Source organism: Streptomyces sp. 6-11-2, from assembly GCF_006540305.1.
In the GTDB taxonomy this organism is placed as follows: domain Bacteria; phylum Actinomycetota; class Actinomycetes; order Streptomycetales; family Streptomycetaceae; genus Streptomyces.
In genome coordinates this window covers 7,939,532-7,953,881 of sequence record NZ_BJOR01000001.1, presented here as the reverse complement: position 1 = coordinate 7,953,881, position 14,350 = coordinate 7,939,532, and the positions used below count along the sequence as shown (strand labels likewise).

Genomic DNA, 14,350 nt, shown 5'->3' with positions numbered 1-14,350 from the left:
CCGGCCGCGGGGCCGTACTAGGGCGCGCTCACCCCTCGTCCGCCGAACTCGACCCAGTTGAGGTTGAACAGGTTGGCGCCGGTCTGACCGCCCGTGACCGACCGGAACACGAGGTAGATCTTGTGCTTGCCGCCCGGGTTGTTGATCGGGAACGTCTGGCTCTGCCACTTCGCCGTGTCACCGGTCGACGTGAGCCTCGCCGTGGTGAGAATCGGCCCGCCGACCGAGTCGAGGTGGACCTCGACTGCGGCCATCGGGCTACCCGCCGGCACCTGCGTCGACGTGCTCGCCACCCGGAACGTCAGCGAGTCGCTGTTCAGCAGGTTGAATGGTCCGTTCAAGGCGATCCAGTCGCCGCTGCCGAGGCTGCCCCTGTGCTGGCTGCCGCCGTCCGGGTCGTTCGTCGTGGCGACGTTGGTTCCGGACTCCTCGAGGGCGAACTCGACCTCCTGGCGCTTTTGCCGGATCTCGTTCTGAGCGACCGTCGTCAGCGCCGGAACGCCGCCGGCACCGCCGCGATCGGTGTATGAGGCGCTGATGACGCCGAACACGTTGCCCCCGTGGGACACGTCGTCAGGGTCGGTCGGCAGCACACCCGTGCAGCCGTGGACGGTCTGCTCGGCGTGGCCGTGACTGTCGTGGCCGAGGACGAACGTCACCTCGACCCGGTTGCAGTCGATCGTCTTGTCCTCGGGGTCGGTGACCGTCACCGAGAACGGGATGCTCTCGCCGAAGGAGAACAGGCCGCCCTCGACCGGCGTACTGACGGTCACGGTGGGCGCGGTATTGCCGACCGTGATGGTCGTGTTCGCCGAGGCGGACTTGCCGCTCGAGTCGAACACCGTCAGTCTCGCGGTGTACTGCCCCGGCGTCGTGTAGGTGTACTGCGGGTCGGGGTCGACCGAGTCGACGACTCCGTCACCGTTGAAGTCCCACTCGAACCGGATCGAGTCGCCCGGGTCGGGATCCCGCGAGCCCTCGCTGGAGAACTGCACGGTCAGCGGTGCGGAGCCGTTTGTCGGCGTCGCCGCGAGCTTCGGGATCGGTGCGCGCTGGCCCTTGACGTAGTCCCACCGGTACATGCCGGCGTCGTTGTTGCTGTTGAAGAAGCCGTCGCCGTAGGTGAGCAGGTAGAAGTGACCGTTCTCGTCGAACTGCATGTCCATCGGGTTGTCGCACTCGAACGGGTTGTTCGTCTCCGGGACCCGCTTTGCAGAGAGGCCGCCGCAGTCGAGCAAGTTGTTGATCTTGAACACCCGGCCCTTCGAGTCCAGGCGGATCTCCCGCAGGGTGTCCCGGGTGAACTCGCCGAAGAAGACCGCGTTGTCGTAGTACGGCGGCAGCTTCGTCGAATCCGGGTTGCCCGGGTCGAAGCGGTACTTCGCCGCGCCGTGCGGGCCGACACCGCCGGTGCCGAGCTCGGGGAACAGTCGCGGGCAGGTGGTGGCGCCGGAGCCGTTGTAGTAGGCGAGGCACGGCGTACCGATCGGGTTGTCAGCCCGGTTCTCGGGCGTGAACGAGTACCAGATGTCCGGGTTGGTGATCGGCGGGCCGTACTCGAGGCCGGGCTCCACGGTGGGCCCGCCGGAGAGGTTCCACCTGGAGTCGTTCTGCGGCCCGCGGTCGGGGTTGTCGCACTCGAACGTCTTCGGCGGACTGTCCAGCGGCGTCGAGGTGTTGAAGTCCCAGCGGTAGTACGGCAGGTCCGTCCGGTAACACAGCGGCCAACCGTAGTTCGCCGGCTTGCGAACGATCTCGACCCGGCCGGTCCCAGCCGGCCCGCGGAAGTTCTGCGGGGTCTGCGAGTCGGGCGAGTAGTCGGTGACGTAGGCGACATCGTTCTCGTCGACCTGGATCCGGAACGGGTTCCGGAAGCCCATCGCGTAGATCTCCGGACGGGTCTTGTCCTTCCCAGCGGGGAAGAGGTTGCCCGCTGGGACCGTGTAGGCGCCGCCGAACTTGTTCTGATCGCCGGCGGCGATGGCGCCGTCCTTGACCGTGATGCGCAGGATCTTGCCGCGCAGGTCGTTGGTGTTCTGCGCCGAGCGGCGAGCGTCCACGTGCGGGGCGTTGAACTGTCCGTTCGTGGTCAGCATGTCGTTGAAGGGACTGAAGCCCCCGGAGTTGCCGCCGCCGGCCGGGGTGTCATCGCCGGTGACCATCCACAGGTTGTTGTGCTTGTCGAAATCGATGTCGCCCGCGACATGGCAGCAGGCGCCGCGGTTGACCGGAACGCGCATGATCTCCTGCTCGGACGCGACGTCGAGGTGTGCCGGCGTGTCCGCGGTGGCATCGACGAACTTGAAGCGGGAGAGCTGGAAGTACCCGACCCAGGGATCCCAGACCGCCGGCGAGTCCCCGGTGTTCGGCGCGTTCGCCTCCGGAGTCTTCTGCGTGACGATCTCGCCGGTCGACAGCTTCACGTCCTTCACCGTGGGTGGCGCGTAGTAGAGGTAGACCCAGTGGTTGGTCTTGAAGTCGTTGTCGATCCCCGGCCCGTACATGCCGTCCTCACTGGCCTGGTACACCGGGATCTGGGCCAGCACGGTGGTCTTGTTCGACTTGGGGTCGTGCAGCCGGATGCTGCCGCTGCGGTCGGTCTGGATGACCCGGCCGTCGGGAAAGACGTCGAAGCCGACCGGCTCGCCCAGGTTCGGCGGCGCCGCGACGGTCGTCTGCTGGTAGTTGGCCAGCACCGTCGCGCCACAGTCGGAGTACACCGGGTCGGCCTGCCCGGCCGCCCACTTGATCGCGCCACCGAGGTGCGAGCGCAGGTTGGTCTCGCCGAAGCCGGCGGCGGTGTTGCCGAGCGCGGTGTAGAACGAGCGGCCGCCCTGCCAGTCCTTGCACCAGGTGATCGGGTGGTCGTACCCCATCGTGCCGCCGCTGATGCCGGTGAGCGTCCCACCCCACGACTGCTGCTTGAAGTCGTCCTCGACGACGGTGGCGATCACATGGCTCTTGCCGCGCACGTTGGACTTGAAGTTGTACCAGGCGTCGGTTCGGGTCCAGTACTCCGGCAGGTTCTTCGACGCGTCGTGGACGCGGTCGGCGACCTTGATGGTGCCGGGCTGCACGCCGGTCCGGCCGGACGCGCGGGTGCCGAGGGCGTCGGACAGGAAGTCCCAGCCGGGCTGGGCCTCGATCGCCGAGCCGATGCCGACGAAGCCGCCGCCCGCGCGGTAGTACGCCTCGAAGGCATCCTGCTGGGCGGTGGTGAGCACGTCGCCGCTGGTGTTGAGGAAGACGACGGCGCGGTACTGCTTGAGGTGCTCCTCGTCGAACTTGCGGGCGTCGTCGGTCACCTGAACCGCGAACCGGAGTTGATCGCCGAGCTGCCTGATGGCGCCGACACCGGCGGCGGTCGCCGCTGGGTCTCCGCCCGTGGATTTCGTGAAGACCAGGACTCTGTATTGCATGCCGCGGCTGCTCGGCGCGGCCGCGGCCGCCTCCGGGGCGGACGCCGATGCCAGGCCGATGAGCGCGCTGGCCACGAGCGCGAGCAGCACGCCGAACGCGGTGAGGCGGCGGCGGAGGGCTATGCGCATGGAACCTCCTCAGGGGTACGCCCGACCAACGGGCCGTCGCGCGGAGACGGTCCGGCCGGGAAGGGTGCGGTATGCGCCGGTATGTCCAGAGGAAAAGGCAAACAGGTGGTCGATCGCTGCAGTGCGAGTGGGATGGAGTGACGGCAAGTCAGTCCACTACGCCGAGTTGCGCGTCAGTCGCTCACCGGGATCGCTGGTGAGCGACTGACGTGGTCCAAGTTCTTGCGCGGATCGTATAGGCGTGAATCCGCCAAAGATAGAGCCTGATACGCGAAAGTTTCAGGCAAACGATCTGAACTTCTGCTCAAACAAGCCAAAGTCTGCTGAAGGCGAGAGGAACGCCGCTGCCCAGCCGACGATCTGGCGGCACATCACCGACGTACTGGCGTTAAAGCCCGTCAATCCCCGCCGCCCGCCAGTACTCGTTGAACCGATGGATCACATCGCGGACCGTGTCCTCGTCGGCCTGCACGAGTTGGGCGATCACTGGGACGCGATTGCCGCGGCTGAGGCGACCAAGCACGCGTCGGACACCTCCGGGTACCCGCAAACACGTTGAGGACGATCGGCCTGGCCCGTCTGGACCCTCGCTGGGCGGGAGGCCGCCCCCGCCGACTCAGCCCTGACGACGAGGACTTCGTCGTCCAGACGGCCATCACCCGACCGACCAAGCTCGGCGAGCCCTTCGCCCGCTGGCCCCTGCGCAAGCTCGCCGCCTACCTGCGCGTCCACACCCGCGTCATCCGGCCCTGCCTGGCACCGTCCACGACGTCCGCGCGGCCCGTGCACATGGCACCGTCGGTGCCCTCGCCGAGGCCGGCCTCCGGTGCTGGGCCGACAAGGGTTATCGGGGTGCTGGCGGCACGGTCCGCATCCCTTACTGGGGACGGGGGGAGGCCCTCTCCGCAGGCCAGCAAGCGGTGAGCCGGTCTCACGCGAAGATCCGGGCCCTCGTCGAGCAGGCCTTCCTCACTCTTCATCTGACCAGCTCAGAGTGAAGGGGAAAAGGCTCGATCACTGAGAACTTGCACGTCAGGGCCTCTCCAGCTACCGCAGCTCCACGAAAACCCCAGCTCAGAGACGCACCGAACCACAGTCGCGAGTCCTGAAACGATCACTAGACTCCCAGGTCAGCGCTTCGCTCACCCAGTGATCGTTAACAGATTTGTCAGATGCGGGTCCAGATGCCCGCGCTTCCGGAAAAGGGAAAACACATGTGGAGTGCTCAGGACGTGGCGCGGGATCAGGTCCGGCGTCAGGCGAATGGTCTGGACGTCGCCGCCGTTGCGGAAAAGGTCGCAAAGGCCGCTGTCCGTGAGCGGGAGACCGCGGAGCAGTTGAGGGGAAACGGCTCCTTCTACGAGTTCGAGATGGACCGGGAGCGGTTGGCAGCCATCTGGCTGGCCAAACACGCTGAGTGGCAGCGCGTCAGGAACCTGATGACTGCAGCCGGTTGGAGCGTGTACGAGCCGGAACAGGACGCTCAAGGCTCGGTGTGGGCTCGCGAGCGTGAGGAACGGCTTGCTGGTGCTCTTGCGGCACAGGCCGCCTCCGGGGAACGGCAGGGCGAGGAAGCGGATGAACTGCGAGCGGAGGTCCAACTGTCCGCCGCGCCCAGCCGGCTGATCCAGACGGTGGCCAGCCGGACGGGGCTGCGCCCCTCTCAGGTGCTGGCCCAACTTGCCGAGCGGATCGTGGTGGCCGAGGACGGCACAGTGTCCGTCCCGCCCTTCACGCCGTCCTGGTGATGTCCGAAGCGAGCGGAGAGCGCGGCATCAAGACCAAGGTCGTCCGCGTCGCGCTCGAAGAACTCGTGGCCAGGAGCCAACCCCAGCGCACCAAGCAGGGCACCTCGGCCTTCACACCCCCCACCTCACAGGAGCCCACGACCACCACCCAGACCGAGAAGCGCCCCGAAGACGCCGACCGCTGAAACATGGGGAGGCATTCCCCGTCACTCGCCGCCACTGCCGCCGCCTGGGGCGGCTCATGGTCTGCTGCAGTCGTCTACTCCTCGACGAGCAGCTTCTCGCGCAGCTGCGCCAGCGTGCGGGCCAGCAGCCGGGAGACGTGCATCTGCGAGACGCCGACCTCCTGTGCGATCTGCGACTGGGTCATGTTGCCGAAGAAGCGCAGCAACAGAATCCGCTTCTCGCGCGGAGGGAGATCCTCCAGCAGCGGCTTGAGCGACTCGCGGTACTCCACCCCCTCCAATGCCTCGTCCTCGGCGCCCAGGGTGTCCGCGACCGCCGGGGACTCGTCGTCGGTGTCGGGGACGTCCAGGGACAGCGTGGAGTACGCGTTGGCGGACTCCAGGCCCTCCAGGACCTCCTCCTCGGAGATCGCCAGCTTCTCGGCGAGCTCGTGCACCGTGGGGGAACGGCCGTGCAGCTGCGAGAGCTCGGCCGTGGCCGTCGTCAGCGCCAGCCGCAGCTCCTGCAGCCGGCGGGGGACACGCACCGCCCAGCCCTTGTCCCGGAAGTGCCTCTTGATCTCGCCGACGACCGTCGGCGTCGCGTACGTCGAGAACTCCACGCCGCGGTCCGGGTCGAAGCGGTCGACCGACTTGATCAGACCGATGGTGGCGACCTGGGTCAGGTCGTCCAGCGGTTCCCCGCGGTTGCGGAAGCGGCGCGCGAGGTGCTCGACGAGCGGCAGATGCATGCGAACCAGCCGGTTGCGCAGCTCCGCGTACTCGGGACTGCCGTCCTGCAGGGTGCGCAGCTCAAGAAACAAGGCGCGTGCCCCGCTGCGGTCCTGGGAGACATGCCGGATGTGCTGGACGCTCGGTCCGTGCTGGATCGCGGGACGGCTTTTCACGCGCTGCTTGAGCCTGGCCAGTGCGGATTCGACGTCCTGGGCCGTGGCCAGGGACGAGCCCACTTCCTGTTCGCAGGCGATCAGAGTCTCGCTGAGTACGGCAGCGTTGTCCTCGTCCTGGCGGTCGTCCATCACTGCCTCCCCTCGCTCGTGTCGATGACGCCCAGTTCCCGCAGTTGCTCGTGTACGTCTTCCAGTGCCTGGCGTGCCCGACAAAGGTGCACGCGCGCCGTGGCCGCCTTAATTCCCATCTCCTTGGCGGCATCCCCCAGTGGCTGTCCGGCAATCGCGCAGCGGCCCATCACTTCGCGCTGCTTGTCGCTGAGTAGAACGATGCGTTCCAGCACCATGCGATAGGCCCCGCGGGCATCCACCCAGGACGCCAAGTCGATCTCCGGACTGACGTGGTCGTGCGCGTCCGTGTCGAAGTCGACCGATCCGGCTTCTTTCTACAGTCTCAGCACTTCGCGGACCACGGTGGTGCGCAGCCAGGCCGGCCAGGACCGTACCGGCTCGAGATGAGGGGCATGCCAGCGCTGCCAGCATTGCAAGAAGGCCTCTTGGACAGCGTCGTCGGCCACAGTGCGGCGCCCGCCGGAGACGAACATGGCCTGCGCCAGAAGGGGCCTGTACCACCGGCGGAACAGGGCGTCGAAGGCGTCCTCGGCGGGCGGTGACGTCATGGAAGCTCCTGGGCATCCAGGCGGACGCTCCAGGTGGTGCCGTCCTGATCATTCACCTCGACCTGGCCCCCTCGTGCGGAGAGTTCACGCACCATGACGGCCATCGCCCGGGAGCGGATGTGTTCTCTCAGCAGGTAGGCGGACGTTCGTATGAGAACGCCCGCAGCCGCGCCTGTCCCTCCGCCAACTATCAACCAAGTCCACAGTTCTGTCACGGCGTTGACCTCCTGGGGATCGGAGATGCGGTTACCAGGAAGAGGGAATCAGCGCTAAAAACGTGTACACGTCGCCCTGCGGGGAAATTGGGGTGCCGGTAAGAACCGTGTCACCAGCCGCAAACGGCGGTGATCAGTCCTCTGACCTGGAGGGTCGGGGCAGTTCTGCCGTGTTGGTCGTTTCGGCGAGCGCGAGGCGGCCGCCCTTCAGTTCGGGCACGTAGTTGTAGATGGTGTTGCGGGAGACGCCGAGGAGCTTCGCGATCGAGGTGACGGTGTTCTCCGGTCGGGCGAGCAGGTCGCGGGCGTGGCGTACCTGTTCTTCGGTCATGGCCGGCGGGCGGCCGAGTCGGGCGCCGCGGGCGCGGGCGGCGTCCAGGCCCTCGTTGGTGCCCTGGACGATGAGTTCGCGGATGAACTCCGCCAGTGCGGCGAAGACGTGGAAGACCAGGCGCCCGCCGGGCGTGGTGGTGTCGAGTGCCTCGTGGAGCGAGGTGAATCCGATGCCGCGCTTGCGCAGGCCGGACACGATCGCGATGAGGTCCTGGATGGAGCGGCCGAGCCGGTCCAGCGACGGGACGACGAACGTGTCGCCCTCGCGCAGGTAGTCGAGGGCCTTCCGCAGTTCCTCGCGCTCGGTGTTCTTGCCAGACTTCTTATCGGCGAAGATCCTGATGCACCCTGCTTCGGTGAGTGCGTGGATCTGCCGGTCGAGCAGCTGCCCCTTGGTGGACACACGTGCGTATCCCACGAGGCCGCCGGTCCGTACGGCCGGTACGGGGGCGAGGAGATCGGCGGTGTCGTCATCGGAAGGCGTCTGCACCCGCGAGATCGTACAGAAAACGGTGCTCCTCGAATTCTTGAGCACATCGACTTTCTGACACCGTTTTATGGGCATGATCCGGCGCCGAGCTGGCCACACGCTGCCGCTTATTGATCTTGCTCAGCAATCGGTCGATAGATCAACACCGGAAGTCTTGGGTGTGCTCGGTGTCCAGGACGTCGGCGGTTCGATGTGCCGTGACTCCAAGGGCCGGATCGCGAGCGGCAGTGGTGCGGAGTGCACGATGTGGAGGCGGGAGACCGCTCGGGTGAGGGCCACGTACAGGCGGTTCATGCCGCGGGGCTCGGCTTGGACGATGGCTGAGGGCTCGACCACCACGACGTGGTCGTACTCCAGTCCCTTGGCGGTGGAGGCCGGCACGACGGTGAGGCGGGCTCCAAGAGTGTCCGGTCCGGATGCCGGGATCCCGGCCGCGATGAGAGCGCCGTGGAGCTTCGGTGCTTCGGCGTCGGCTGCGATGACGCCGACGGAGCCTGCGTGCTCCAGCGCTGTGTTCACGGCCGCGACTGTCGCGGCGGTCGTGTCGTGGGCCACCTCGATGCTCACCTCTCCGTCACGGCGCAGGGATCGGGCGGATGGCACGTCCGCGTCGAGGTGGTGCAGCAGGCGGTTGGCGAGTTCAGCGACGGCGCCAGGGACGCGGAATCCTGTGGTGAGCGGGGTGACGATGGCGTTTGGCTTCCCCAGGTGGGTGAGGAACTGCGGCCAGTCGCGTGCGGCCCAGGGGGTGGTGCCTTGGGCGAGGTCCCCGAGGACGGTGACGGATCCGAAGGGTGAGCGGCGGGCGATGGCGCGGCACTGCATGGGGGACAGGTCCTGCGCTTCGTCGATCACGACATGCCCGTAGCCGCCGGGTCGCTCGATCAGGCCGGCGAGTTCGTCGAGGAGTACGAGATCGGCCGCTGACCAGCGGGCCGACCTGGCAGAGCGCGGGGGCTTGGGCCACAGGAGGGTCTTCTGCTCGTCCGCGTCGAGGACGCCTTCGGCAGCGGCGGCCAAAGTGTCCGGATGGGTGAGCAGGTCGGCGAGGAGCTGCTCGGGTTGCACGGCGGGCCAGATGGCGTTGAGCAGGGTGGTGACCGGGCGTGCCCGGGAGATCTTTTGTACCCAGGTATTGGTGCGGGGGCCGCCGCGGCGCTCGGCCTGCTGCTGAACGGCATGGACGATGCGGGTACGGACGCGTTCGCGCCCCACGGCATAGGGGGGTTCCTCGGTGCGCACGTCCCGGACGATCTTCTCCAGTTCGTCGGCGGCTACACGCCAGCGATAGGAACCGTCCGACAGTACGAGTGGCTGCATCGCCTCTGCGCTCACTCGTGCGTAGAGCGCGCGGCGCAGGACCTCTGCCATGCGGATGTCGTGCTTGACGATCGCCGTGGCGTCACTGTCCTGCACCGTGACCGGGTGGCGGGCGATCTCGTCGTCGAGGGTGGACTGCCTCACTCCGGTCTCGCCGAGCGCGGGCAGGACTTCGGAAATGTAGGAGAGGAAAGCGCGGTTGGGACCGAGGATCAGCATTCCGCCGCGCTGGATGCGCTGCGGATAGGTGTAGAGGAGGTAGGCGGCGCGGTGCAGTCCGACCGCGGTCTTGCCCGTGCCCGGAGCACCCTGGACACAGAGGGACATGGTGAGGTCCTCACGTACGAGGTCGTCCTGCTCGGGCTGGATGGTGGCGGCGATATCACGCATGGGACCGATGCGGGGGCGCTCGATCTCGCTGGCGACGATGCTGCTTTCCCGCGCCTCGCCCTCACTGAGGTGCTCGTCCTCCAGGCCGGTGAGGTCGGCCGAGTCGCCGCGGCTGGCAGGTGACCAGCCGAAACGGCGCCGGATGGCAACGCCTTGAGGGTTGCGGGCGCTTGCCTGATAGAAGGCGCGCGCCACTGGTGCGCGCCAGTCGACCACCAGCGGTGGGGCGGACGGATTGTGCGCGACGCGCACACGCCCGATGTGGTACTCCTGCCCGGCGTGATCGCCGGCGGCCTGGGGGTCCCGGGCGAAGTCGAGGCGCCCGAAGAACAGCGGGCCCTCGGGCAGCTCCCGAAGTCCCTTGGCCTGGCTGCGCAACAGGTAGCCGAGTACTTCGGCGTCGGCGCCGGACGCGGAGGCGTCCTCACCGACGACCACCTGTTCCTGCGCCCCGTCGATCATGGCCTTCAGCGCTGCTCGGCATGCGTCGTGGTAGGCGCGTTCCCGGGTCAGGGCATCACTGAGTACGGAGTCGGAGCGTGGCATCCCCCCACAATAATGCAACCGAGTAACGTTTTTAACCTGGTTGCTATGCGGGATCAGGCAAGGTGCGGCAGTCCGGCCTCGAGTTGCGCGAAGGCCGACTGGGCCACTGCCACGGCCTCGGGATAGAGCGCGTCCGCGCTACGGCCTGAAGTGATGTGGCGCCAGTTCTCCTGCGCGAGAACGCGCTGGACGGCAACGATCTGCCCGGCGGCCAGGCGCGACTGGACGCCACCGCCGGTTTCGCTGCCAAGAACGTCGGCAAGAGCGGCCTCGTCCCGTTCCACATGAGCGTGCAAGCGCGCCATCAGTGACGGCGTCCCGTACAGCAGCCGGTGGAAGGCGAGCACCTCGGCGTCATCGTTCAGGCCGGTCACCGGATCGTGCTGGGCGAGCCCGTCCAGGAAGTGACGTCGCAGCGCCTCCAGCGGAGAGCGCCCGGCCGGGCGCCGTGCGACCACCCTGCCGGCCTCCCCCTCATGGTCGGCCAGCCGGTGCAGTACCAGGTCCTCCTTGGCCGGGAAGTACCGGAAGAGCGTCGGCTTGGAGATGTCGACGGCTGCCGCGACGTCAGCGACGGTCACCTGCTCGAAGCCCTTCTCCAGGAAGAGCCCGATGGCCGTATCCGACAACCGCTGATACATCTTCTGCTTCTTGCGCTCCCGCAGCCCGCCCACGTCGCCCATGCCAGGAAGCGTACGCAGCGACCAGCCGTACGCTGTCACGCCTGCTCGGCTTCGTCCCGCTCACGTTCCGGGGAGGGTGTAGGCCGCGATCACGTTCGCGATGCCGTGCCGTCCTTGACGTCTGCTGAGGCGCGCGGGCCAGGTACGGTGACCGCGGCGAGCTTCAAGCGGGCGTCCATGTCGAGGTTCACCTCCCCGTACGGGCGCACATGCGACCAGAACAGCGGGGTCAGGCCGCGCCGGTCGGCGGAGGTGAGCAGGTCGGCCCACTCCGGTTCGCCCAAGATGTCCTGGAGCATCAGGGTATTCACATAGACCAGGGCGGACTGGAGGATGCGCAGGCACAGCACGAACATCTCCTGCTCGTCGCGCCGGTTCGAGGCGATCTCCCCGCCCTTGCCGTAGGCGATCACGGAGTTCGCGCCGTTGGAGGACTCCATCACATTCAGGCCCTCCTCGATCTCCCGCTGCAGGTCACGCAGCCGCAGGTAGCGGGCCACAAAGATCGTCTTCTGGGCGCGGCCGACCTCCAGCATCGCCGCGTAGGTGGGGTGGGAGGCGTTGCGGGTGAAACGGCGCAGGATCGCCTCGGTGGACGCGGTCCGCGTGCGGATCGCGGTGGCGTACTTGATCATCTGGTCGTACTGCTGGGCGATGAGGTCCCAGCGGATCGGGCGGGTCAGCGCCGGGGTGAGCTGCGGGTAGGCGTCCGGTTCGCCGGCCACCGGCCGGTACAGCTTCACCTTGTTGATCCGCTTGATGCGCGGCAGCAGGTCGAAGTTCAGCAGCCGGGTGATGCCGAACCCGATTTCCGACTGGCCGTGCGAATTCGTGTAGTTGGCCTCGACGTCCATGGTGGTGCCGTGCCGCATGGCGCCCTCGATCATCGCGGCGACCTCGGATGCGGTGCAGTTGATCAGCTGGGAGTGGATGGCCAGGGACTTCTTCTCCACGTGCCAGTAGATGAGCACCCCACGGCCGCCGTAGCGCGAGTGCCACTCGGTGAACAGGTTCTGGTCGTAGGCGCGGACGTGGGTGGAGTCGGAGGCGACCGCGGTCGAGCCCTGGCCCCACAGCTCGGCGCTGCGGGCGGTGAAGGTGGCGTTCGCAATCTGGATGGCGATGGCGCGGGCAGCTTCCGCGGACAGATACCGACGGCGTACGTAGCGAAATTCGTCCTCGGTGTGGCCGTGGCCGCCGGAGGCGACGGCCTTGATCCCGGTGTTCGTGCCGTACGCGTAGATGACCAGCAGCAGGCGCTCGGCCAGGACCTCCGCCGAGAGGGAGCCGCCGCCGGAGACCGAGGTGACCACGTCCAAGCAGCCGGTCCGCAGCACCGCTTCCTTCAGCATGTCGATCAGGGGCACGATGCCCCACCGCCGGGCTACCTCGCCCTTGATCCTGCGCAGGTTGCGCGGCTCGGGCTGGGCCTCGGCCGGGGTCAGCCGGATCGCCCCGGACTTCCGCTCGGCGATGTCCAGCCAGCCCATCTTCGGCAGCCGGTCGTTCAGCAGGCCCAGTTCGGTGGTCATCTGCTCGCGCAGCTCGTCGACGAAGACCTGCGGGTCCAGCGGTTTGCGCAGCTCGCGGTAGTTCTCCTCGCGGCGCTCGGCGAAGTCCTGCGGCAGGTCCTCGTCGGGGTTGCGCCACTTGTCGGCGCCGACGACCCAGACCTCCTTGCACTTGAGCTGGTCGCGCAGGGCCTGGAAGGCGACCACCTCGTAGACCATGCGCACCACCCGGCGCCGGCCCCGCTTGTCGGTGCGGTGGACGACCTCGGCCCAGTCCCCGCCCATCGCCTTGTGCACCGGCACCGTCTCGCCCAGCGGGTAGTACGTGGTGTTCCCGGCACTCGCGTACCGGGCGACCAGCGCCAGGGCCTCGATCACCGGCCGGTGCGTGTGGTTGGACGAGCGGAACTCCAGCACGTCCAGCAGCTTGATCAGCCCGCGCCGGTAGTGGTTGGTGTACGACGCCTTCAATGTGGTCTGCACCGTGCGCCGGTACACCGGGCCGCGGGTCTTGAACTCGTGCACCAGCTCCCGCAGCGTCGCCTCGCCCCCGGACACCGCCGGGAAGACCACCTGCCGGACCGTGCCCTCCGGCTCGCCGATCGACGCCTCGGCGAGCCGGAAGAGGATGTTCTCCTTGCCCGACACCTTCTTGAACGCGTTGACCAGCTGCTCGGTGACCTTCTTCTCCGCCCGCGCCCCGATCCGGTGCACCGTGGAGATCAGCAGCTCCACCAGCGTGTCCGTGATCTCCCGCTCCCGCTCGTGCAGCAGCGCGGCCAGCAAGGTCACCCGCAGTGGCAGCGGGTGCGTCCGCAGATGGGACGGAGACTCCACCGCGGCCCGCGCCCGCCATCCGGCCACCACCTTCGGCGCGACATCGGCGAACAGGTCCGGCGGCAGGCCGACCGCACGGACCGCCAGCAGCTTGTCGATCTCGGTGAGCATCGTCTCCAGGCTCACGTTGCCCGGAGCCTCCTTGATCCTCCCCAACACCGGCGGACCGTCCTCGCCCTCACCCGCACTCCCGTCACCAGGTGCATCGTCGTCCTCCTGGTCGACGCCGGCGACCAGGGCCACGATCCGCTCGATGCTGTCCGCCGTCAGCCGCGCCGAGATCCGAGCCGTCAGCCTCTCCTCGGCCGCCCACAACGCCGACGCCACAATCCGGTCACACCGCCCCGAGGTGGGCGGCTCGATGCACTCCGTGCGGCAGCGGGCCAGCAGCTCCACCCGCACCTGCTCCGGCCGCCGCTCCTTGCAGGCGACGTGCTCGGCGAGCCAGGCCGTCAGCTTGTCCGCGTCCGCGACGCTGCACTCGCGGAAGCCCAGGTGTCCGCGGATCTGCGCACGGTGGTACTCAATCGTTCGGCTGGCCCACTCGTACGTCCCCAGCTCGGACGCGGACACCTGCACCTGCCGGGCGACGAACTCCACCGCCTCGCCCGGCAGCTCGAACCGGCCCCGAGGAAACCGGCCATGCTGCGTATAGAACTTCAGCAGCACCGCGAAGCCCAACCGCGTCGCACCGCGCTTGCCGGACACAAGCCCCTGCTCGTCCTTCAGCAGCGTCCAGTGCTCGACCAACTCGTCCAGGTCCAACAGGGTACGGGCCACAGTCGTCGATCGTCCTCGCGAGGCTTTACCCACCGCAGTCATACAGCCTCGGACTCACCCACACGGATGACACCCTCGCAAGATCATCGCCGTTTGCGGCTGGTGACACGATTCTTACCGGCACCCCAAATTCGGAGCGAGCCCCGGTTCGGGGCCTGTGAGGGCAACGGCATCGTCGACGCCCTCGCCGAGGC

At 67.8% G+C, this 14,350-nt stretch carries 11 protein-coding genes and 2 pseudogenes; 5 read left to right on the top strand and 8 right to left on the bottom strand.

Translation table 11 applies throughout. The features are described from left to right. Positions 1-17: 17 nt before the first annotated feature. Positions 18-3,548, bottom strand: coding sequence for a ThuA domain-containing protein (locus tag TNCT6_RS35950; protein ID WP_141365830.1), 3,531 nt, complete (start codon positions 3,546-3,548; stop codon positions 18-20). A gap of 241 nt (positions 3,549-3,789) precedes the next feature. Here TNCT6_RS35950 and TNCT6_RS40275 point away from each other — a divergent pair, with 241 nt between their 5' ends. The 5 genes and pseudogenes from TNCT6_RS40275 (at position 3,790) to TNCT6_RS35925 (ending at position 5,481) form a co-directional block, all read left to right on the top strand. Next, a complete protein-coding gene (locus TNCT6_RS40275; protein ID WP_172633160.1) occupies positions 3,790-4,107 on the top strand; it encodes a hypothetical protein in 318 nt (105 codons plus the stop codon). Then, a pseudogene (locus tag TNCT6_RS35940) lies at positions 4,104-4,274 on the top strand (helix-turn-helix domain-containing protein); the annotation flags it as partial. The gene TNCT6_RS40275 and the pseudogene TNCT6_RS35940, both read left to right, overlap by 4 nt. Before the next feature lie 17 nt (positions 4,275-4,291). After that, positions 4,292-4,525 (top strand): annotated as a pseudogene (locus TNCT6_RS35935) (transposase family protein); the annotation flags it as partial. Positions 4,526-4,720: 195 nt separating this feature from the next. Further along, a complete protein-coding gene (locus tag TNCT6_RS35930; RefSeq protein WP_253266361.1) occupies positions 4,721-5,296 on the top strand; it encodes a hypothetical protein in 576 nt (191 codons plus the stop codon). Further along, entirely contained in the window at positions 5,296-5,481 is a 186-nt protein-coding gene (locus TNCT6_RS35925; protein ID WP_141365829.1) for a hypothetical protein, read from the top strand. Before TNCT6_RS35930 ends, TNCT6_RS35925 begins: the two co-directional genes overlap by 1 nt. Before the next feature lie 74 nt (positions 5,482-5,555). Here TNCT6_RS35925 and TNCT6_RS35920 read toward each other — a convergent pair whose 3' ends face one another. The 7 genes from TNCT6_RS35920 to TNCT6_RS35890 form a co-directional block, all read right to left on the bottom strand. Continuing rightward, complete coding sequence (locus tag TNCT6_RS35920; RefSeq protein ID WP_141365827.1) at positions 5,556-6,500, bottom strand: RNA polymerase sigma factor SigF; 945 nt, start codon at positions 6,498-6,500, stop codon at positions 5,556-5,558. After that, the gene (locus tag TNCT6_RS35915; RefSeq protein WP_141365825.1) at positions 6,500-6,754 is read right to left on the bottom strand and encodes a sigma factor-like helix-turn-helix DNA-binding protein; all 255 of its coding nucleotides are present in this window, start codon (positions 6,752-6,754) and stop codon (positions 6,500-6,502) included. Before TNCT6_RS35915 ends, TNCT6_RS35920 begins: the two co-directional genes overlap by 1 nt. A gap of 63 nt (positions 6,755-6,817) precedes the next feature. After that, entirely contained in the window at positions 6,818-7,051 is a 234-nt protein-coding gene (locus TNCT6_RS35910) for an RNA polymerase sigma factor (RefSeq protein WP_141365823.1), read from the bottom strand. A gap of 348 nt (positions 7,052-7,399) precedes the next feature. After that, positions 7,400-8,089 carry a recombinase family protein gene (locus TNCT6_RS35905; protein WP_141365820.1) on the bottom strand — a complete coding sequence of 230 codons (690 nt, stop codon included), beginning with the start codon at positions 8,087-8,089 and terminating at the stop codon, positions 7,400-7,402. Between the two features lie 120 nt (positions 8,090-8,209). Continuing rightward, positions 8,210-10,345, bottom strand: coding sequence for an ATP-binding domain-containing protein (locus TNCT6_RS35900; RefSeq protein WP_141365817.1), 2,136 nt, complete (start codon positions 10,343-10,345; stop codon positions 8,210-8,212). A 53-nt stretch (positions 10,346-10,398) separates the two neighbouring features. Then, complete coding sequence (locus tag TNCT6_RS35895; protein WP_141365815.1) at positions 10,399-11,028, bottom strand: TetR/AcrR family transcriptional regulator; 630 nt, start codon at positions 11,026-11,028, stop codon at positions 10,399-10,401. Positions 11,029-11,117: 89 nt separating this feature from the next. Next, positions 11,118-14,156, bottom strand: coding sequence for a Tn3 family transposase (locus TNCT6_RS35890; RefSeq protein WP_141365812.1), 3,039 nt, complete (start codon positions 14,154-14,156; stop codon positions 11,118-11,120). Between the last annotated feature and the right edge of the window lie 194 nt (positions 14,157-14,350).